This window comes from Gimesia chilikensis, assembly GCF_008329715.1.
Classification (GTDB): domain Bacteria; phylum Planctomycetota; class Planctomycetia; order Planctomycetales; family Planctomycetaceae; genus Gimesia; species Gimesia chilikensis.
The window spans coordinates 26605-47118 of sequence record NZ_VTSR01000015.1 but is presented as its reverse complement, the minus strand read 5'-3'; the positions used below and the strand labels follow the sequence as shown (position 1 = coordinate 47118).

Genomic DNA, 20514 nt, shown 5'->3' with positions numbered 1-20514 from the left:
GATATCGAGTCCAAAGGGGCATCCCTGTTTTCAGGCTCTCCATTGCGTTTATTCAGGATCAAGGTCATGCGCTGTTTCGTTTTTTCTTTAATGACTTTCAGTCTGTTCGTCTCTGCCCTGCCCCGTTTGCAGGCCGCTGATGCAAAGAAAGACGCTCCCTCCAAAATCGGTTTCCGTCAGCTGGTCGCATTCAAACCAGCCGCGGTTCAGCAGGGAGATAAACGAAAGATTCAGCTCCATTCCAGCTACACCCTGGATAATACGCACTCGGTCTTCTTCGATAAGCCAGGCATCAAGATGATCTTTGCCGAGCCCAAACCGAAGGACGCGCCACGCCGTGGCCGGGGGTCGGTAGGAACGCCTTTCGCATTTGACGTTGAGGTTCCCCAGGATCAGCCCGCACGGGTTTATGAGTGCCGCGTCGCCACCGACCAGGCGGTCTCCAGCGTGACGCATCTGCTGGTCACTCCCTTCCCGGTCATCGAAGAAGAGGAAAAGAAAGACAACAATTCCTTCGACACGGCCCAGGAAGTGACGGTCCCCTCGACGGTCTGTGGCCTCGTGGAAAAGTCGGAAGATCTGGACTGCTACAAGTTCAAGGGGAAAAAAGGCCAGGAGATCACCATCCAGGTCTATGCCCAGCGGGTCACTGAAGCGATTCACACGATGCAGACTTCGAATGTTTACCTGATGGACTCGATCCTGACCCTGTATGGACCGCAGAAACAGATTGTTGCGCAGAACGACAACTATTACAAATCCGACTCACTGATCACTTACAAGCTGCCCGCAGATGGGGAGTACGTGTTTGAAATTCGCGATGCCCGCTACGTGGGTACTCCCAAATATGCTTACTGCATTGAAGTCAGTGACACGCCGTTCGTGAACTTCACTTACCCGCTGGCTGTGCAGAAAGGGAAATCGGAAGACGTCGAGCTGCACGGCTTTGCCCTCAAGGGAAATACGAAAGCGACCTTCTCCGGTGCTGACGCACAAGAGACTGGCTGGGCACAACGGACCTTCACGACTCCTGCCGGGAAAACGAATGCTGTCTGGACCCTGGTCAGCGAGAATCCTCAGGTAGCAGCTCCCAATACCAACACCTCGCTGGAAACCGCATTTCCGCTGACTCTGCCGATGGGCGTCAGCGGCCTGTTAACCGAAGAGGGACAGACGCACTTTTATTCCTTCAAAGCGAAGAAGGATCAGTACTACTCCTTCGACCTGATGGCCAATCGCATCGACCTGCCTTTGGACTGCGTGATGGAAGTGGTTGACAGTAAATCGAAGCCACAGCGGATCTATGTCAACGGTGGCGCGAATTCCGAAGCCGACGACGGGCTTTCGACCAAAGACGCCAATTTCTACTTCAAAGCACCCGCGGACGGTGAGTACTACGTGACCGTTCGCGACCTGCACGACCGGGGTGGCGAACGGTTTGCCTATCACCTCTCGGCGGAACTGAGTGGCCCCGAATTTGAAGTGCATGGCGAATATTATTATGCCCAGATCGCACCCGGGACCAACATGATGTGGTTTGCCCGCGTGAAACGGCTCAACGGTTTTGACGGACCGATTGAGATGAATATCGAAGGGCTGCCGGAAGGGGTGACTTTCGAACCAGTCACCCTGCCCTCGGGCGTGAATGACTGCGGTCTGATTCTCAAGGCATCCAAAGATGCACCAATCAATGCCGCGCTGGTGAAGATTTCCGGTAAAGCCAAAGTGCCCGGACCGGATGGTAAAGAGATCGAAATCGTCCGCGAAGGACGCATCACCGCGGAAATTCAGTCACGTGGTGGCGGACAGGCCCGCTGGCCGATCAACACCTCAATCGTGGGTGTGACCAAACCTCTCGACCTGCTGGAGGTCACCGCGACCCCGAATGAAATCACACTCAAGCCGGGTGAATCAGCCGAGATCAAAGTCAAAATCAAACGCAGTGATGCGTATAAAGATCCCGTGACGCTGGCGACCGCCTTTGAGTATTTCAATTCCAAGTTTGGTCTGCAACTGCCGCCCGGAGTGAGCCTCTCCAAGAAGAGCAAGACCCGTCTGGCAGGGAAGACGCTGGAAGGAACGCTGATTATTGAAGCGTCGGACAAAGCAAAGCCGATCAAACGCTTTCCGTTTGCAGCGATGGCTCGCGTGGGGATTACCTTCTCCATCACGACCAACTATGCATCTAACGTGATTTATCTGACGATCACGGATCCGGAAGGAAAAGACAAGCTGGCGAAGAAATAGGGATCGACTTCGGTACCTCTCCCCTCTATTCTGGAAGTAACGTTCACTTCTGCGTAGAAAGTCCATGCATGATCTGGAGAGATTACCGTTCCGATGCCCTCATCCGACAGGCTGCAGCCACTGTGTGTACTCTGCTCGTGGTGCTCTGCAGCTGTCTGACGTTGCCTAAGCCTCTCTCCGCGCAGACCAGCGTGCGTCCCTCGTCTTCAGAGGAGACGGCACCTCCGCTGTATGAGTTTACTTTTCTGGATGAGCAGAAACAGGAGCAGACACTGAAAGGGGCGCTGATTGTCGAGGCACGCGATGGTGGCGTGGTGATGCAGACCCGCGATGGTCGGCTGCTGACTGCCACTCCCGAGCAGCTGAAAGCGAAACGCCGCCTGGAGGAACCATTCACGCCCCTGGGGAAAGCAGAGCTCACAGAACAACTGGCGCGCGAATTTGGACCGGGTTTTGAAGTCACCCAGACGAAACATTTCACAATCTGCAGTCAGGCGGGGAAGCGGTATTCCCAGTGGTGTGGCTACCTGTTTGAGCGGCTTTATAAAGTGCTGCATAATTACTGGGACAGCAAGGAGCTTCCACTGCATGAACCAGAAGTCCCCCTGATCGCGGTGATCTTCAAAGACCGCGCGGCTTTTGAAGCGTATGCGAGTCAGATTCTGGGCGACGGAGCCTCCGGGACACATGGCTTTTATTCGATTCAGTCGAACCGGATGGTGCTTTACGATCTGACCGCGGCACCCGGAGAGCGGCCCGCTTTTACCGATGCTGACATTATTCGCAAACTGCGCAAGTCGCCGTTCAACATTGCGACCGTGATCCACGAGTGCACGCATCAGATCGCCTTTAATGTCGGGTTGCACACACGGTTTGCCGACAACCCTCTCTGGTTGACCGAAGGGATGGCCACCTACTTTGAAACTCCCGATCTGGGAAACAAGACCGGCTGGCGGACGGTAGGACGACCGAATCCCTGGCGGATCAGGCAGTTTGTCGATTATGCCCGCTCGCGGCGTAAAGCTGATTCCCTGCAGACACTGATTGCCTCGGATCAACGATTTCAGGATGCGGAAACGGTGTTGGATACCTATGCGGAAGCCTGGGCGTTTTCCTACTTCCTGATCAAGACACATCGGAAGCAGTACGAAGAGTATCTGCGTCTGATCGCTGCGCGGAAGCCACTGATCTGGGCGACACCCGAGGAACGTCTGCAAGTATTTCTGTCCGTGTTCGGCGATGATCTGGATCGCCTCAATCAGGAATTCCTGAATTACATGCGACAAATCAGTCGCTGATACCGCTTTTTCTCTTTGCAACGTCATGGTTTATGAGTATGGTGCGCATACCATCAGGGAAACTGCGTACGGCCTCAGTACGTTGTTTCCCGGAGCTACAGGAACTCAATGCACCACTCCGTAAAGGGCTTCCGCCATGTCGACGAATTCTCTGCAACCTTCGGATGAGCAGGCCAAAGTGATCACGGGCTGTCTGATGTTGCTGTCAGTCATTGCCCTGGCTTTTGTGTTTTATATTACCAAGGCCGTATTGATCCCGTTTGTGATTGCGATTTTCATCGTGACGATTGTGACGCCGATCGTCGACCTGCTGGTCCTGAAGTGGAAAATGCCGCATATTGTCGCGATCTCCGCGACCCTGCTGCTGGTGCTTTCAGGCGGTTTTCTGCTCTGTCTGGTACTGGTTTACTCGACGCAGCAGGTGATTGCGAAAGCAGAGACGCAGTATAGCGAGAAGCTGGGGATCTTTATCGGCTCCACATTCGATACGGCGAAGGAACTCGGTGAGCCCAAGCCGGAAGAAGCTGAGGAGTCCGGCGAGGATTCGGCAGCCGAAGCGGAACCTGCGATCGCCGAACGTCCAGATACTACCGAAGCCCCCACAGCTCCCGTGACGCCTGCGGCTCCTGTTGGTTCTGCGGTCCGAGAGGCACCGGTCGAAGCACAGAAGCCTCCCACCGGCTGGTTTGAGAAAATGGGCGTGGATCTGAATGAGTTACAGAAACAAACCACAGCCTACATGAAACAGTCCCTGAAGGAGGTCGCCTTCAGTACGATGCAAGCGGCTCTCAGTTTCACGACGACCTCTTTCTTTGTGGCGATCTTTGTGATCTTCCTGCTGGCGGGCCGTGATCCTCAGGCTGTCGTCAAGAATAAGCTCTATTTCGAGATCGAACAGAAGATCCGCAGCTATATTTCGACCAAGCTGATCATCTCGCTGGTGACGGGGATCCTGGTGGGAGTCACGCTCTCGCTGTTCGGTCTGGAACTGGCGCTGGTCTTCGCGATTCTGACCTTCCTGCTGAACTTCATTCCTTCGGTAGGATCGCTGATCGCGACTTTACTGCCGATTCCCGTGGCGGTGGCGCAATTCTCCGACAGTCCCTGGACGATTGCCGGTGTGATTCTGATTCCCGGCGGGATTCAGATGGCAATCGGTAACGGCATTGAACCCAAGATCATGGGGGAAGGCCTGCAACTGCATCCCGTGACCGTTCTGCTGGCCTTGTCCTTCTGGACGCTGCTCTGGGGACCCATCGGAGCGATTCTGGCCGTGCCGATCACTGCCGGGATTCGCATCGTGCTGATGCGGTTCGAATCGGGTCAGACCGCAGGGAACCTGCTCGCCGGAATCTTGCCCGGCGAGTCGACGACAGTCGCGTAATCGATTGGTTCCCGGTGGAAGTCAGATCGTATCCAATAATGTCGTGCTTAATACACGGTCATGGTGTTGGAGACTTCCGTGCCCGGTCCGACGTCGATGTCGCCTGAGACGAGGTTATCGGTGATCTGAATTTCCTGACCCCCTGAAACGCGGATCGCGAAGTTCTTTTCGCCTTCGGTAATCAGGCAGTCGGAGACGCGAGACTGTTTCACATTCTGCAGCAGGATGCCCCCGTTCTGGCACTGGCGGATGGTGCAGTTGGTGATATTCATTCGCGCACAGTTTTCGAGGATCAGTCCGGCGGGAACGCCCCGGGTTGCGAGAATGTTTAACGCGTTGAGTGTGCAGTCGGTACAGTCTTTGAAGACGTTTGCATCTTTCGTCTTGGCACGGTAATCGGGGTTGCGGTCCATGAGGTTGGAGCCGAGAACGATGTGGGCACAGTCTTCGACCAGCAGGTTATGTTCGTAGGCCTGCCAGAGTGTGTTGCCGGTGATGGTGATGCCCCGGGCGTGCTGCAGATGGATGTTGGTGGCGACATCGCTCATGGAGTTGTCCGCAATCGCGAAGTTACCAACCTTGCGGGGATCTTCAGGACCGTTGCCGATGAAACGAACGTTCGCGGAGTTGGGGGCGTCATTCGTGTGCTGAATGGTGCAGCCGAAGATCGCGCCTTCCCGCAGTGAGCCTTGCGAAATATCGAACAGAATGTTGGCTGTGGGCGGTGTCTTTTCGCCCATGTTGCCTTCAATGTCGCAGTTACCGATCTGGATATTCCGGATTTCACTTTCGCGAACGACGATGCCGCCCTGCTTGTTGTAGCTGATGTGTGAATCGGAAATGTTCACCTGATGCAGGTTCAGCTTATCAAGGTAGATGCCGACCCCCTTGTTTTCGTAGAGGTGGCAGTCGTCGATGGCGACGTTCCGGTTGCGTTCGGTCAGGTGAATGCCGTGCAGCGCTTTGCGGACGACCAGGCGGGTGATCGTGATCTGCATGGTTTTGATTGCCTGGATGCCGATCGCTTCGGGGTGTTTTCCGACGATCTCGATGCCGTCTACCATGGGGCTGCGTTCTTTTTCCCAGACGACGGGCTGAAATGTTTTAGGACTCGCGGTGCCATTGTGGGTGCCGATGAACTTGAATGCGGGGCCGGCGCCTTCCATCAGGATCGTGGCGGTGCCGTCACCGGAAATGGAGGTCGGACCGACTTTGGTCAGATCGATCACGATGGGTTTCGTCAGCCGATACTGTCCGCGGGGAAAGCGGAGTGAACCGACCGACGCGTCGACCATCTGCTGGATGGCGGCAGTATCGTCGGTCTGGCCGTCTCCTTTCGCACCGTAGTCCAGGACGGTTTTCATGCCGGTTGCGGGAGCTTTAGCTGCCGGTTCCTGGCTCAAAAGCTGGCTGGAATCGGTGGCGGGTAACAGGCAGAGTCCCGAGAGGACGAACAGGGCCAGGCAGATGGTAACGCAGGTTCTGAGTTTCATGGTGACGGCTTTCAATGCGGGATCGATACAGGCAGGATGTCGAGATCGCGCGGACGCGAATAGATCGTTAATGAACCTAATAAAGGCCCCATCGAGTCTAAGCAACTCGTGAGAGAGGATCAACTGCGGGGCTTAAGAAAATGCAGCCTGGCCTGTCGAGAAGAGATCACCTGCTACTGGTGGTACACGGGCCGGGGTTCGTCGCCGGCGATGATTTTAAGATAGCTCTGGTAGCGTTGGCGGGATATGAAGTCGTTGTGGACCGCGCGTTTGATGCCGCAGTTGTCTTCGTGGGTGTGCGAGCAGTCGGGAAAGCGGCACTGGGGCACGAACGCGTGGAATTCGCGGAAGAAGCCTTCGACTTCTTCGGGGTTCACATCCCAGAGTTGGAGTTGACGAATGCCGGGGGTGTCGACGACCCAGCCTCCTGAGGCGATTTCCAGAAGGACTGCAGAACGCGTTGTGTGTTTCCCTTTGCGGTTCTCCTGGCTGATCTCGGCGGTCTCCAGTGAGAGGCGGCTGTCGATCTGATTGAGCAGCGAAGACTTGCCGACCCCACTCTGTCCGGAGAAGACGGTCTGTTTCCCTTTCAACAGGGAACGGAGACGCGGAATGCCGGTACCTGCGACCACGCTGGTCAGGACGATATCATAACCCAGCTGCGCGTAGACGCCGATCAGCGGCTGCAGTTCAATGGGATCGACCAGGTCGATTTTATTGATGCAGATGATGGAGTGGATGTTCCCTTTTTCCGAGCTGATCAGAAAGCGGTCGATGAGTGAGGGCTTAAGCGGGGGATCATCGGCGGAGACGACGATCACTGCCTGGTCGATGTTGCTGACCAGGATGTGTTCACGACGTTTACTACCCCGCGAGAGGTAGGAGCGACGGGGCTCGACCCGTTCGATGACCGCCTGGTACTCATCCCCTTCGGGACGAATCAATACATGGTCGCCGGCGACAACGGCATTGCGGTCATCGCGGGACATGGTTCGCACCAGGCGTCGCACGGTGCATTCATAACGGTTGCCGTCTGCGGTCTGGACGACGGAGTTGAGGCCCTGGGCGCGAATCACTCGTCCGGGCAGGCAGTTGGACTCATCGATGTCGATGATAATCTCGGTGCCGTCCTCGGTCTCCTGTTCAACTCCCATGACGGTGCGGTGGCGGGTCAAATCCCCTTTGCCGGTCAGGCGCTCGCTGGCATCCATGTACTGCGAGTCGACGTGTTCGTCCACCTGGTGGCTGGAGAGTTTGTTTTTCCGGACCTTCTTCTGACGATTCTTTTTGAAAGCGACCCGGATCTTTTTGCCTTTTTTCTTCGCCACTACGGTTTCGGCTCCCGCGCCGTCTGAAATACGTTCATGATGCGTCTTCCTGATCGTCATCCGGGTCGGTCAGGAATTTGAGTCCCAGCTCATCGTCGGTCATTTTCGACTCGTCTTCGGGAAGCTCGATCTTTTTGGGTGCCCGGGCCGGCGGGGCCATGGGTCGTTCCGGACGGCGCTCCGGTTTGACCAGCCCTGCTTTTTCCATCAGGCTCATTTCGAACGGATTCTCTTCTTCCGGCGGCGGTTCATCGGACTGCGGAGTGTAGTTGATTTCGTATTCATGCTTGGCGATCGCGACTTTGTCACCGGGCAGAAGCCATTTCATGTCGCAGCGCTGGCCGTTGACTTTGATGCCGTTACGGCTGTTCATATCGCGGATGCGCCAGTAGCCGTTAATGAATTCGAGCTGGCAATGATGCGAAGAGACATTGGGGAACTGCAGCGTGATGTCGCATTTACTGCGGCGGCCCACGAGCAGAACTTCAGAAAGCAACGGGATGGGATCGCCCCCTCCACAGGGGTTGAGTTCACCTAACATAACGTATACCTGGTACCTCTATTAGCTGTTAATTACCAGAATTTCATGTATTGCCCGCTCGATATTAATCTATACCGCTGGCCACACATTATAAAGTCAATCTCTTTAGAAAAGTCAGAAATTGGGGATAGTTCAAGGGTTCCACTTACTTTATACTGGTCTGTTTGATAGCGGGAGCCGGCCAGGTGGTCGCTGCGAATCTTCGGATTCGGGGAGGAAAGTCCGGGCTCCACAGGGCACGGTGGTGGGTAACTCCCACCGTCCGCGAGGGCAGGGAAAGTGCAACAGAAAGCAAACCGCCGGTCCGGTTCGCCGGTCCGGTAAGGGTGAAACGGTGCGGTAAGAGCGCACCAGCAGGCCGGGTGACCGGTCTGGCTAGGTAAACCCCACCGGGTGCAAGACCAAGCAGAGAGCAGTCCCGGTTCGCCGGGACCTGGATCGGCCCGATCCGGTACGACTCTCGGGTAGGTCGCGCGAGGTAGCAGGCAACTGCTGTCCCAGATAAATGGCCACTCACGACATAACCCGGCTTACAGGCCGACTCCCGCTATCTTTCTCTCTCCGGGCCAGCGCCATCAATATTACAGACATGACAAATTAACGTGTTATCAAAAGGATTGTAATATGTTCCCAAAAATTGCAAAAACGACACACCAGAGTGTTGTTGAAATGATGTGTCCAAAAATTATAAGTCTATATGAATAAATGACATAAGGAAAATCGTAATGTGTTTGGCACGGCGAGTGCATTAGTATTCTTTCATCAACAAAAAGTTAGCCACTTTTAAAACAACCCAACATTAAAGGAGATAATGATGAAAAAATTCGCAATCGCATTTGCTGCACTGGCCGCTTTGACTTTCGTAAGTAATGTCACTTTTGCTGCAGAACCTTTCTGTGGTACCAGCAGCTATTACAACTCGAAGTACAACAACAATACTCGCTACGATTACACTGCCAGCCGGTATGACGACTGGAAGTACAACAATTCGTACTACAACAACAGTCGCGACTACCGGGATCGTTACCGGACGACTGCTCCGTACTATTCTTCGCTGACCGACCGGCTCAACAGCCTGTACAGCACCTATTCAAACCGGCCTTTGTTTAACGACGTCAACTACCGGAGTCGTACGAACTATAACACGTTCAATGCCAATATGAATAACTATGATCACTATGACCGGTATAACTGTGGTACATACGATTCGGATCTGTATAACTTGAATCGTCTGGGCAACAGCGATTGGCGTTACCGTCGCTAGGCGACTGTAGCGAGAATTAAACAGGTAAATCAAACCAGCACGCCCCTGATCGGGATCTTCCCGGTCAGGGGTTTTTCTGTTGATAGATGACACGACGAAAAAAACGACTGCAGTCAGAACAGCAATGTTCCACTACAGTCGTTCGAGATTTAGAGATTTAAGTCTCAGGCAGAGGAGATCAAACCAGGATTAGAACTCTCCCAGAACCTGACCATCAGACATGTAAGCCAGACGCTGACGTGTGGTGGCATCCAGGTTTTCGCTGATGAACCGTACTGCACCATCGGCCATGAGGATATGCATTCCGCCGACGTGAGTACTACCGGGCGAACCCCATTCACCGAGGCGTCCGAAGACAGGGGTGCGGGCATAGGGAGTACTGTCCCAGCCACAACATTTCCAGTAATTGATGTAGAGGTTGGGCGGTGTCGCGAAATCGATACCCAGGCCCACGTGTTGTGCGGTGGCCCAGGAGTTGGTTACGCCGTCAACTACTTCCAGTGTCGTTTCCACGACAGCTGCGGTGTTACTGGTTCCATCTTTGACATCGCGAATCCGGCAGGCCGAGTTTGTACCGAACATGGTACGGGTGGTTTTTGAAATGCTGACCCAGGTCGGGCAGGAGTTTGCTTCGTTCACAACGAAGTCATAGCTGGTCCGTGCGGTATTTGCGACACCGGAGCCATAAGTCGTATCTGCAGCACCATAGAAACGCTGACCATCGTCGGACGGGCAGAGCAGTGGTTGCAGGATGGTGGTAGTGAGAGCCGCGTTTCCGCTGGTAATGGCGCCGCCGCCTGCCAGGGTACCGCTGCCGGTGTTTCTTTGACCGGTGGCTGCACTGAAGTTGAACTGGTTATACAGGGGAGCCTGTTCGAGGTAAGGCAGCAGGTAGAGCCAGCCTTTGTGGTTGGTCACATTGCTGAAGCCACACTGACCCGGGTTGGAGGTCGCGTAGGGAAATACCGAGAATGTTTCATTGTAGTTGTGCAGTGCCAGGCCAATCTGTTTCAGATTGTTTTTGCAGGAACTGCGGCGGGCTGCTTCGCGTGCCTGTTGTACAGCAGGCAGCAGCAGGGCAATCAGAATGGCGATAATGGCAATCACCACCAGTAGTTCAATCAGGGTGAACCCTTTACGTCGAAAGGTCGGGTTGGGCACAGCGATCTCCTCAAAACAGGGATGAGCAAAAAACGAAATTAAAAGAATGCTTCATATATGAAGCAATCGGTGTGCCAGAGTCAGAAGCCTGGTCTGTCAGTTAAGTAGGCATGTGGCTCTATAATCAATGCTAAAATCAGCTTAGGTATTTTTCGTTCGGAGCGGGTCGAAACGACACTGGTCAGTGCAAGCTCTAAAAACAGGAGGCTGTTCTCGGGAATGCCGTTTTTTAAGGCAGAGTTGGAGAGGTCCCGGGTTGGTGATGACTGTACGGCAGCCGGAGTGAAGTGCTGTTGTGGCTGATGGGGAGCGGGAAATGAAAAAAGGACTCACGACAACGTCGTAAGTCCTTTAAGTCAAGGTGCCCAAGAGAGGATTCGAACCTCCACGTCCTTTACGGACACTAGAACCTGAATCTAGCGCGTCTGCCAGTTCCGCCACTTGGGCCTGTGGTGTATCCCTTGTGATTGTATCGACTTATGTCGAAGGAATCTCAAGGAAAATGGGGCTGAAAATCTCAGCCTCACAGGGAAGCAGGTATGTTATAGAGTTTCGGCTGCTTTTTCCAGTCAACGGGACGCGAAAAATCCGATAAGAGGGCGCGGAAAATACCAGAATCTGACAAAATTGATTCAGATGTCAAAATCAATGGGTTTGCAAGCCGGGTTGCGTTTCTGCCAGGCCATATCAGTGACGCGGATGCGTTCGTTGAAAGTTCCGTCCCATTTGACCTTCAGACCAGCCTGCTCCAGTTCCTGCCGGATGATTTTGCCGATTTCCGGTCCTCTGGACTCTTCGTCCTCTGCTTTGACTGGCCCAAACGCCAGATAAAGATCATCGCCGTCAACCACCCGTTCCAGATCCTGATTGTGATAAAAGCAGTAACCGATGACGCTAGTGGGCTGGGGATGCTCCTTGAGAGTCTCTTCGAAGATTTCGTAACCGTCGGACTGTGTGTTGCCGGCGTTCTGCAGGGCGATGATGCCCCGCTCGTTCAGTTTTGCGAAGACCTGATCCAGCTTGTCACAGTCGGTGACCTTGGGCCAGGTTTTCTGTGTCTGCATCCATGCTTTGATCCGCTTATCGATGGCGGCGGAGACCTGGTCTGCGTCCAGGTTGGAATCGTAGTAGATTTCATCGCAGATGATGCGCATCAGGTCAGCCTTGTCATAAAAGCCGGCACGGACCAGCCAGTCGATCTCGCCAAGCACGCTCTGATCCAGCAGTGTGGAGGGTTCGTGCGCCGACGGTTCTGCCGGAGCAGGCTGAGTCGGCTCTACTGTCGCTTGCGGTGGGACTTTGGTATTGGCGTTCTCACCACAACCGACGGGCAGGCAGGTCAGTAGAAGCAGTGTTTTCCAATGGTGGTTCATCATAGGTGACTCTATTCTCTGATCTGTGTCTGCAGCTGGCAGATCCAGTTAAACTGTTCTGGAGTATCGGGAACAGGGACGCGCCGTTGCTGGGAGACGAGTTCGAACGCCTGTTCTGCGGAGAGACCATGTTGAATCAGAATACCGGCAGCCAGCATGCCTGCGCGACCAATGCCTGCTCGACAATGCACGACGGTCTGGCTGCCTGAGTGAATGCCTGCGTAAAGTGATTTTGTCAGCCGGACGAAATCAGCGCTGTCTGCAGGCAAGCAGCGGTCGGGGATCGGAAACGAGGTGAACTGCATCCCGTTTTTTCCGGCCAGTTCGAGTTCCTGTGCGAGGCCGACCTCCTCAGCTTCTGCCTCTTCCAGCAGAGAGACGATATGCGTAATTCCCCAGCAGGCGATGCTGGCGAATTCGTCTTCAATCCATTCGCCACTCGCAGGCTTGGGCATGACGGCCAGCAGGCCGGTGCCGATGTGCTGGATGGGGTAGATGCTGGGTTGGATTCCCATGGTTTTTCAGTCACTTGTTTTTAATAGGTGTGATTTCCTGCGGACAACTCCTGCAAACAGAATCGTGTATTAGAGGCCCCGGTCTCGATTCATCCATTCTAAGAAATTCCAGTGTACGGGATGTGCTCCAATGTTCCTGGTTTGCAGGCCTGGATCGTTACTTTGAATCAGTGTGATCCAGCGCTGGCTGGTAAGTAGAAACCGATAGGTCTGTTCTGCCATATAGTCCAGGAAAAGGCTCGCACTTTGCTCCTCTTCCTGATACCAGTCATCGAAATTAATCACGACAACTAAAACTTTTCCCGTTGCAGAGGCGATGTCCGTGAGACAGTCATTGAACGCATCCCAGTTCCTCCCAAAGTAGTCGGGAAACTGAAAACCGGCGTGCATATCGCTATAAAAATTATCCAGGGAATACCAGGGTCTCGCATCAAACTGATAGATCTGATATTCCTGATGCGCATACCAGACCAGGTGTTCTTCCAGCAGATCCCGCGAGAAGTATTTCGTCACCGGGCCACGGGCCAGAGTCTGGAAATCAAGCTCATTATCACACATGAAATTACTCAGTCAGAGGTTATTTGCGTCGATTGGAAAACAGGTACTGCAGGAAGGAGCCGATGCCGGCGAATTTATATTCGGGATCGACGTATTTTTCGATGACGTAGAACATGAAGTAATACAGGCGGGCGGAAGACCAGACGACAAGCAGCAGCAGTGCCGCGATCTGCCAGGAACGTGTTTCAAACAGGATCAGTCCCCCGGCGAACAGCAGGATCATCAGGAACAGGAATCCCTTGAGATAGATCAATTGTCTGCTTTTGAGGTCGGCCATGTCGGAGCTTTATTCGACGAGGAGAGCAGCATCCAGTTTTTCCCAGAGAGCATCACAGAGTTCGGGACGGTACACGGCGGTCTTAAAAGCAGGATGCTCTTTCTGGTACATCTTCAATTTATCTTTGCGATCGGTCTCCAGGCTGGCCTGCACATTCGCCAGTCGATCTGCTGTTTTGACGATCAGCGCGATCTGCAAATCGCCCGTTACCTGTGACATTTTTTCGTAGGTTTTTTGTTTACGTTCTTTGCGATTTTTTCCTGGTTCATCTGTCAGGATGGCGACGGCATCAGCGACCAGTTTGCCAAAGCGGGTTTCGATGTCCTCGCAGGTGAAGTCGGTGTCTTCGACCACATCATGCAAATAACCGATCACCTGGGCCTGTGGACCATGTTCATCCAGAAGTGTCACTACCGCATCCAGATGGTGTGCGTAGGGTTGATCGCCGTATTGCTGATCAGCGTGTGCTTTCAGAGAAAAATCGCGTGCTTCAATGACTTGGTTTTTGATAAGGCTGTTCTCCCTTTGGGTAAGAGTTGGATTTGCATGGCGATGGGATCGTCTCACCTATCGTATTCTAGATGGATGGTGACGGTCTTTCATAGATCCACTAGACTTAATTCAAGTACATTTATTTCTGGTTGTTTTTGGGGAGCAGCATGAGGTTCTTGATGTGGTTGTTAACGGGATGCCTGTTTGTGGAGTAGTTCCTTGCAATTCTATTCGTGACAAATGCTTCAGCGGGCTGTTATAATCAGACCATGATCAAACCACAGCTTACCGACGAACAACGACAGGCACTCGAGCAGCACCATGGAATGCTGCAGATCGACGAAGAGGGAAGAAAGTACATTCTGATGTCGATGGAAGTTTATCGGGAACTGATGGGAGTGGGGACTGATGCAGAACTCCAATCTTCTTTAAAGGCCTTAGAGACAGGCCTGGCTGATATTGAGGCTGGCCGCACCCGCCCTTTCCGTGATGTTCTGGCTGAACTTGAGAGCGAATGAGTTACCGGGTTGAGATTTCTCGTCAGGCCGAAATGGACATCAGGACGATCTATGCTTATATCCGAGAGCACGGACCAGCTAACCCGAGTGCTCGCTGCGCTCGGCTCAGTTCAGTCTGTTATACTGCATGAGAGCTACGGTATAAGTGATCGGGGGCTATTGGATTGCTCATTGACGCCCCTCACCTCCAGAAACGGATGAAAACCATGGCCGGGGACCCGCTGCCTGTTTCCAGGCTGCTGACGATTTTCGCGGTGGGACTGCTGGCGGCTGCGGTGTGGCATATCGTGCTTGTGGCCGAGCAGATCCGACTGGAAATTCTTCCGGCGTTGAGCTTAGGACTGTTACTGGGGTTGTTGATTGCAGCAGGGGGCGTACTGGGGAAACATCCCTGGTGGGGGCTGGGTCTGGGAGCCGTCGCCTGTTATCTGCTGACGATCGGATACGTGGTCTTAGCGAAGGGGATTCCCCTGGAATGGGTCTATTAAAACAGGGCCGGCTGGTGTACCATTGGGCCTCGAAAACTGCTATCTTACCCGTGTTGCGTATCGAGTGAGAAATGATTTTCACGAAAGCCTGAGGAATGGATGTAAACAAGGTGGAAGCCAGGCTGCGCCGGCACCTGGAGCTCAAGCAAGCGATGTGGATTTATCTGCTGGCGCTGATCATTGGACTGGGTGTTGGTACGCTGGGAGCGGCCTTTCATTATTGTGTCGAACAGTCCATCCAGGTCTATAAACTGATCGTGGAATTTCTCTCCGGATATTCGCTGCTGACAGTGCTTGTGGCAGCAGTCGTGGGGGCCGTGATGGTCGCCCTCTCGGCAGTGCTGGTCCGCAAGTATGCACCGGAGACTGCGGGGAGTGGTATCCAGGAAATCGAAGGTGTGATGGGGGAGCTGATGATGCTCCGCTGGCGGAGCGTGTTGCCGGTGAAGTTTATCGGCGGCGTGCTTTCGATGGGCGCGGGACTGGTTCTGGGACGGGAAGGCCCCACGATTCACCTGGGGGGCTGCGTGGGTCAGATCGTGGCAGAGCAAGCGCGTTCGGATAATCATACTTTGAATACGCTGCTGGCTGCAGGCGCCACCGCGGGATTAAGCGTGGCATTCAGCGCGCCGCTGGGGGCGATCCTGTTTATGATCGAAGAGGTGCGTCACCGGTTTCAGTACAGCTTCGTGGCGCTGCATGCGGTGATCATTGCGAGTATCACCGCGAACCTGATTAACGACCAGGTGTTTGGTACCCTGCCCCAGTTACCGGCGCAGCTGCAGGCTTCGCTGCCTAAAATGGTGCCCCCGGAAAATATGCTGCTCACCTTTGTGTTGACCCTGTTGCTGGGTGCGCTGATTGGTGCGCTGGGAGCGGGCTTCAATACGGTGCTGCTGAAATGCCTGCACACCGCCGATCGTTTGAGCGCCAAGACAATGCTGTTGATCGCGGCTTCCGTGGGTGGGGTTGTCGGGGCTCTGATGGTCAGCGCACCGGATTATGTTGGCGGAGGTGAAGCTCTGGTGAAAGAGATCTTTGTTGAATCACCTGTGCTCGGTGTGCTGATGGCACTGCTGGTGGTGCGGGCGATAATGACCTTTCTGAGTTATTCCATGGGTGTGCCGGGTGGGATCTTCGCTCCCATGTTGGCGCTGGGGGCACTGTTGGGAACGAGCTTCGGTTCACTGGCGAATCAACTGATTCCCCAGGTCGAATTGCAGGCGGCTGCGTTTGCGGTCGCTGCGATGGGGGCTTTGTTTGCTGCGACCGTGCGGGCACCGCTGACGGGAATTGTACTAGTTGCTGAAATGACTGCGAGCTTCCAGTTACTGCCGGCGATGATCGTCACCTGCATGACGGCCAGTATTGTTGCGCAGTCCCTGGGAAGCCGTCCTGTGTATGACCTGCTGCTGGAACGGACGCTCCAGCGCCGCGGGTTACCACCCGAGACAGATGATACAGAAGAGCCTGCCTGAGTACACTTTTACGTGTGTTCAACAGAAAAAGTCTGATACTGATTGATAAAACACAAGCGTTTATGGTCTGGATTTTCCTGAAAGGATTATAGGGAAACATGTCACACGCTACGACGTCGGAACTTCTGGATGAAGTGACCCGCCTCCGCCGCCGCGTCGGTGAACTGGAACAGGAATATCGCCGGATCGATGCGGGAGCAAAAACACCCGCTTCGCGGGGGCCTGTCGGGCTGCCTGCTAATCGATCAGACTCGACGCATTCCTTGCTCGACGCGCTGCCTTGTGCCGTCTGTGAATGCGACCTTTCGGGGACAATCCTGTTGGCGAACACCACTTTTGCAGAGTTGCACGGATATCCGCAGTTTGAACTCACAAACAGGCATTATGCTGACCTGGTTGCCGATGAACGGGATCGTGCTGCTTACCGTACGGCGTTGGAGCAACTGGGTGTGGGAAAAATATCGTCTCACACTCAGGAATTGGTTCACTGCCGACAGGACGGCAAACGGATTTCGTTAGAGGTAAAGTGGCAGTGCCAGCGGGATGCTTCAGACGCGGTTACCGGGCTGCTGGCTGTTGTAAATGAAGTCAGAAGGACTGTCACAGGGGGGGAACAGGAAATCGATCTGGCCGGACAGTACTTTCGGCTGGTGCGGGAGATGATCCTGGTGATCGATGCCGAGCAGAAGATCACGCTGATCAATCCGCATGGCTGTCGTTTGCTGGAGGCGGAAGAGTCAGAAATTCTGGGGGTGAACTGGTTCGATCATTTTTTGCCCGTCAGTAATCGCGAGGAAGTGCGGACCCTGTTCGATCAATTAATGCGTGGGGAAAACAGGCCTGTTGAATTCTTTGAAAATGACATTCAGACAGCGACAGGGAGAGTGAAACGGGTTGCCTGGCACAATTCCATTTTGCGGGATGATGCAGACAACATAATCGGAACACTCAGTGTCGGCATCGACATCACCGAGCGACTGGAGGAACAACAGGCGCTGCGTGAAAGCAAACAGATCTTTCAGCAGATTTCTGAGCATGTGAATGAGATGCTCTGGGTGAGCTCTGCTGATTTACAAAAAGTGTATTATATCAGTCCGAAATATGAAGAATTCTGGGGGCTGACCTGCCAGAGTGCCTACGACGATGCGACACTCTGGATCGAACGGATCCATCCCGATGATCGAGAGCGGTTAATGCAGAGCATGAACCGAAAAATTCAGGGTGACTTTTCCGAGACGGATTTTCCCCAGTTCCGGGTCGTGCATCCTGATGGGAGCTTCCGCTGGCTGGAAGCCCGTTCGTTTCCCGTCTACAACGAACAGCAGGAAGTGACCCGACTGGTGGGGGTTATCGATGACATCACTCAACGAAAACGGGATGAAGATGCGATACTCAAAGTCAATGAGGAACTGGAAGAGCGGGTCAGGCAGCGTACCTCGGAACTGGCCTGGAAGACTGCCCAGTTCTCCGCGTTGTTTGAGAATTTGCCTGACAAGGTGCTGGTAATCAACCACGATGGGGAAATCGTTAATTTTAACGGCAGTCACCGGGAGCGTCTGTTTTCAGACGTTGATGTCTCGTCAGGCAAAAAAATCTGGGATCTGCTTCCTGATGAAATCAGGTTACCCTTTACCGAAGCAATTCAACGGGTGCAAGCTGAGAGGAAACGGGAGTCGATTGATTACCCGCGGACGATAGAAGGGCAGCAGCATTGGTATCGCGCCCGGGTGCAGCCTTATCTGCAAGATGAGATTCTGATTATTATTGAAGATATCAGTGAGCAGAAAATATCTGAAATCGAACTCAACAAGACGCATGATAAACTGTCCGAGGCACAACGACTTGCGCATATCGGCAGTTGGGAATGGGACGTTACGGACGACTCACTCTGGTGGTCGGAGGAAGTCTTCCGAATTTTTGATCTTCCCTCGGACACATTTCGACCCACTTATCCGTCCTTTCTCAAGACAATCCACCCGGAGGATCGGGGACTGTTGGAACGAGTTGTGGAGCAGTCGATTTTAAATGACCTGCCCTACAGTATCGAACATCGGATCATCCGTCCTGACGGGGAAGTGCGTTATGTACACGAACGGGGCGCCGTGAAAAAAGATACCAGGGGGAACGTCATCAGCATGCATGGGACGGTGCAGGACATCACGGAACGGTATACCGCGGCACGGAAAACGCAGGAATACCGTGACATTCTGGCGCATGCTTCGCGGCTGGCGATCATGGGCGAACTGACGGCAGGCATTTCGCACGAACTCAATCAGCCCCTGACTGCAATGGCGAATTACAGTTCGGCTATGAAAACACGGATTGAGCAGGGGCTGGATGTTTCGGATCTGGTGCAGAGGATTGAAGCTCTCTCCCACCGATCAGGGGATATTGTCCGCAGGTTGAAATCGATGGCCGAAAAGCGACCGCAGGAACTGATGCGGTTTAACATTCTGGACAGTATCCGCAGTACCCTGCAGCTGATCGAATATGAATTGCGTCAGAAACAAATTGATGTGCAACTGGTGTGCGAATCCCGGATGTTGGTGGTCTATGCAGACCGCGTGCAGATTGAGCAGGTGCTTTCGAACCTGTTTCTGAATGCGATGGACGCGATGTCGGAGATGCCATTATCACGCAGGTTGACGATTGAAGTTGCGCCTGCTGGCGAGTTCATGGTGCGGGTCACTGTCTCTGATACCGGTCCCGGAGTGCCTGACGATTTTGTCGGGCAGCTGTTTACGCCATTCACGACCAATAAACAGGGCGGACTGGGAATCGGCCTGTCGCTCAGTCGCTCGCTGGTGGAGGCTTCAGGGGGCAAAATCTGTTACAGCCCGAAGTCGGACAGCGGTGCCTCGTTCGATGTGTTTCTGCCCTGTCGTAAGATGGATGAGTGAGATGGCAGGTCGCCACTTTACGGAGCTAAGCGTCGTCAATTTTGCATCTTTGAAAAAGATCCTTCCCTCCTGCCCGTGAATTGCCTATAAACAAAGTGTCAGGTGTTTTATTTCTTTGTTGATTCGAGCGAGTCATGCGGCACGGTTCTCACATCAATCCCCCCAACCGGTTTGAGTCGAAGTACGCCGAACCGGATCTGGAGCAACTGGAATGGGATGACGAATATCTCTCCCGGCCCCGGCGGATTGAATACCTGGACGATCAGACGAAGTCGATCGTAACCGAGAACGACTCTCCCGATCTCAACTTCCGCTTCAGCGTCAATCCATATCGGGGTTGTGCGCATGGTTGCAGTTACTGTTATGCGCGACCCTTTCATGAATACCTGGGGTACAACGCGGGGCTGGACTTTGAAACGAAGATCATGGTCAAGCGGGATGCGCCGAAGCTGTTTCGCGACTTTCTGAGCCGCAGTGACTGGCAGCCCGAACTGATTGCTTTTTCCGGCATCACGGATTGCTATCAGCCCGCGGAACGCGAGTTCCAGCTGACGCGACAATGTCTGGAAGTCGCGTCGGAAGCGAATCAGCCGGTGGGAATTGTCACGAAGAATGCGCTCGTCGTGCGCGATCTGGATATTCTGCAATCCATGGCGCAGCGGTCGCTGGTGAATGTCAGTCTGTCGATCACGACGCTCGACCCGGAACTGGCCCGCGAGATGGAACCCCGCACGAGTATTCCTGCGGCCCGGTTGCGGGCGATTCGCGAGCTCTCCGCGGCGGGAGTGCCGACGAAGGTGATGGTCTCGCCGATTATTGCCGGTTTGAACGATCATGAAATCCCTGCGATTCTACAAGCGGCGAAAGAGGCGGGAGCACGCTCGGCCAGTTATATCATGCTCCGTCTGCCACTGACGGTGGAGCCGGTGTTCCTGGAATGGCTGGAGCGGACGCAACCCACGCGGAAGGAGCGGGTCATCAGCCGGATCCGACAGACGCGGGACGGGAAACTCAACAGCGCCGAGTTCGGCACGCGGATTCGTGGGACCGGTGAGATCTCCGAACAGATTGGCAATCTGTTTCAGGTCTTCGCGCGCAAGCATGGTCTGGATGAGCGGTTGCCGGCGTTTGACTTTACGCAGTTCCGTCCGCCGACCACGGGCAAAGGACAACAGTGGTTGTTTTGAGGGAGTCTCTGC

At 54.1% G+C, this 20514-nt stretch carries 18 protein-coding genes, 1 tRNA gene and 1 other RNA gene; 10 read left to right on the top strand and 10 right to left on the bottom strand.

The genetic code is table 11. From position 1 onward, the window contains the following. Nucleotides 1-66: 66 nt before the first annotated feature. From FYZ48_RS19400 to FYZ48_RS19390, 3 genes are all read left to right on the top strand, one after another. The gene (locus FYZ48_RS19400; RefSeq protein WP_149343414.1) at nucleotides 67-2247 is read left to right on the top strand and encodes a COG1470 family protein; all 2181 of its coding nucleotides are present in this window, start codon (nucleotides 67-69) and stop codon (nucleotides 2245-2247) included. Between the two features lie 68 nt (nucleotides 2248-2315). After that, a complete protein-coding gene (locus FYZ48_RS19395) occupies nucleotides 2316-3545 on the top strand; it encodes a DUF1570 domain-containing protein (RefSeq protein WP_149343412.1) in 1230 nt (409 codons plus the stop codon). Nucleotides 3546-3681: 136 nt separating this feature from the next. Continuing rightward, complete coding sequence (locus FYZ48_RS19390; protein ID WP_149343409.1) at nucleotides 3682-4929, top strand: AI-2E family transporter; 1248 nt, start codon at nucleotides 3682-3684, stop codon at nucleotides 4927-4929. 47 nt (nucleotides 4930-4976) lie between these two features. Here the strand turns inward: FYZ48_RS19390 and FYZ48_RS19385 are convergent, their stop codons facing one another. From FYZ48_RS19385 to FYZ48_RS19375, 3 genes are all read right to left on the bottom strand, one after another. Next, nucleotides 4977-6422, bottom strand: coding sequence for a right-handed parallel beta-helix repeat-containing protein (locus FYZ48_RS19385; protein WP_242022714.1), 1446 nt, complete (start codon nucleotides 6420-6422; stop codon nucleotides 4977-4979). A 173-nt stretch (nucleotides 6423-6595) separates the two neighbouring features. Next, nucleotides 6596-7810, bottom strand: a complete 1215-nt coding sequence (rsgA, locus tag FYZ48_RS19380; protein ID WP_242022713.1) for a ribosome small subunit-dependent GTPase A — start codon at nucleotides 7808-7810, stop codon at nucleotides 6596-6598. After that, nucleotides 7785-8291, bottom strand: coding sequence for an FHA domain-containing protein (locus FYZ48_RS19375; protein ID WP_149343405.1), 507 nt, complete (start codon nucleotides 8289-8291; stop codon nucleotides 7785-7787). The genes rsgA and FYZ48_RS19375 overlap by 26 nt, the downstream gene beginning before the upstream one ends. 173 nt (nucleotides 8292-8464) lie before the next feature. Between FYZ48_RS19375 and rnpB the strand changes: the two genes are divergently transcribed. Together rnpB and FYZ48_RS19365 are read left to right on the top strand one after the other, a co-directional pair. After that, nucleotides 8465-8840: RNase P RNA component class A (gene rnpB, locus FYZ48_RS19370), an RNA gene on the top strand. A 265-nt stretch (nucleotides 8841-9105) separates the two neighbouring features. Next, the gene (locus tag FYZ48_RS19365) at nucleotides 9106-9555 is read left to right on the top strand and encodes a hypothetical protein (protein ID WP_149343403.1); all 450 of its coding nucleotides are present in this window, start codon (nucleotides 9106-9108) and stop codon (nucleotides 9553-9555) included. 189 nt (nucleotides 9556-9744) lie between these two features. Here FYZ48_RS19365 and FYZ48_RS19360 read toward each other — a convergent pair whose 3' ends face one another. The 7 genes from FYZ48_RS19360 to FYZ48_RS19330 all read right to left on the bottom strand — a co-directional run bounded on the left by FYZ48_RS19360 (nucleotide 9745) and on the right by FYZ48_RS19330 (nucleotide 14006). Further along, the gene (locus tag FYZ48_RS19360; RefSeq protein WP_149343401.1) at nucleotides 9745-10716 is read right to left on the bottom strand and encodes a DUF1559 domain-containing protein; all 972 of its coding nucleotides are present in this window, start codon (nucleotides 10714-10716) and stop codon (nucleotides 9745-9747) included. A 362-nt stretch (nucleotides 10717-11078) separates the two neighbouring features. After that, a tRNA-Leu gene (locus FYZ48_RS19355) sits at nucleotides 11079-11163 on the bottom strand. A 185-nt stretch (nucleotides 11164-11348) separates the two neighbouring features. After that, complete coding sequence (locus tag FYZ48_RS19350) at nucleotides 11349-12092, bottom strand: DUF6891 domain-containing protein (RefSeq protein WP_198422246.1); 744 nt, start codon at nucleotides 12090-12092, stop codon at nucleotides 11349-11351. Nucleotides 12093-12100: 8 nt separating this feature from the next. Further along, a complete protein-coding gene (locus FYZ48_RS19345; RefSeq protein WP_149343398.1) occupies nucleotides 12101-12604 on the bottom strand; it encodes a protein-tyrosine phosphatase family protein in 504 nt (167 codons plus the stop codon). 69 nt (nucleotides 12605-12673) lie between these two features. Further along, complete coding sequence (locus FYZ48_RS19340) at nucleotides 12674-13162, bottom strand: barstar family protein (RefSeq protein WP_149343396.1); 489 nt, start codon at nucleotides 13160-13162, stop codon at nucleotides 12674-12676. A gap of 19 nt (nucleotides 13163-13181) precedes the next feature. Further along, nucleotides 13182-13439 (bottom strand): hypothetical protein, encoded by a 258-nt coding sequence (locus tag FYZ48_RS19335; protein ID WP_149343394.1) that lies wholly within the window; start codon nucleotides 13437-13439, stop codon nucleotides 13182-13184. A 9-nt stretch (nucleotides 13440-13448) separates the two neighbouring features. After that, nucleotides 13449-14006 carry an HD domain-containing protein gene (locus FYZ48_RS19330; protein ID WP_198422245.1) on the bottom strand — a complete coding sequence of 186 codons (558 nt, stop codon included), beginning with the start codon at nucleotides 14004-14006 and terminating at the stop codon, nucleotides 13449-13451. 158 nt (nucleotides 14007-14164) lie between these two features. Between FYZ48_RS19330 and FYZ48_RS19325 the strand changes: the two genes are divergently transcribed. From FYZ48_RS19325 to FYZ48_RS19305, 5 genes are all read left to right on the top strand, one after another. Further along, nucleotides 14165-14449 (top strand): hypothetical protein, encoded by a 285-nt coding sequence (locus tag FYZ48_RS19325; protein ID WP_149343392.1) that lies wholly within the window; start codon nucleotides 14165-14167, stop codon nucleotides 14447-14449. Between the two features lie 164 nt (nucleotides 14450-14613). Continuing rightward, nucleotides 14614-14937: a hypothetical protein gene (locus tag FYZ48_RS19320; protein ID WP_149343390.1), complete on the top strand. Its 324-nt coding sequence runs from the start codon at nucleotides 14614-14616 to the stop codon at nucleotides 14935-14937. A 95-nt stretch (nucleotides 14938-15032) separates the two neighbouring features. Continuing rightward, a complete protein-coding gene (clcA, locus tag FYZ48_RS19315) occupies nucleotides 15033-16415 on the top strand; it encodes a H(+)/Cl(-) exchange transporter ClcA (protein WP_149343387.1) in 1383 nt (460 codons plus the stop codon). A 98-nt stretch (nucleotides 16416-16513) separates the two neighbouring features. Continuing rightward, nucleotides 16514-19315 carry a PAS domain S-box protein gene (locus tag FYZ48_RS19310; protein ID WP_149343385.1) on the top strand — a complete coding sequence of 934 codons (2802 nt, stop codon included), beginning with the start codon at nucleotides 16514-16516 and terminating at the stop codon, nucleotides 19313-19315. 134 nt (nucleotides 19316-19449) lie between these two features. Continuing rightward, entirely contained in the window at nucleotides 19450-20502 is a 1053-nt protein-coding gene (locus FYZ48_RS19305) for a PA0069 family radical SAM protein (RefSeq protein WP_149343382.1), read from the top strand. The last annotated feature ends 12 nt before the right edge of the window (nucleotides 20503-20514 follow it).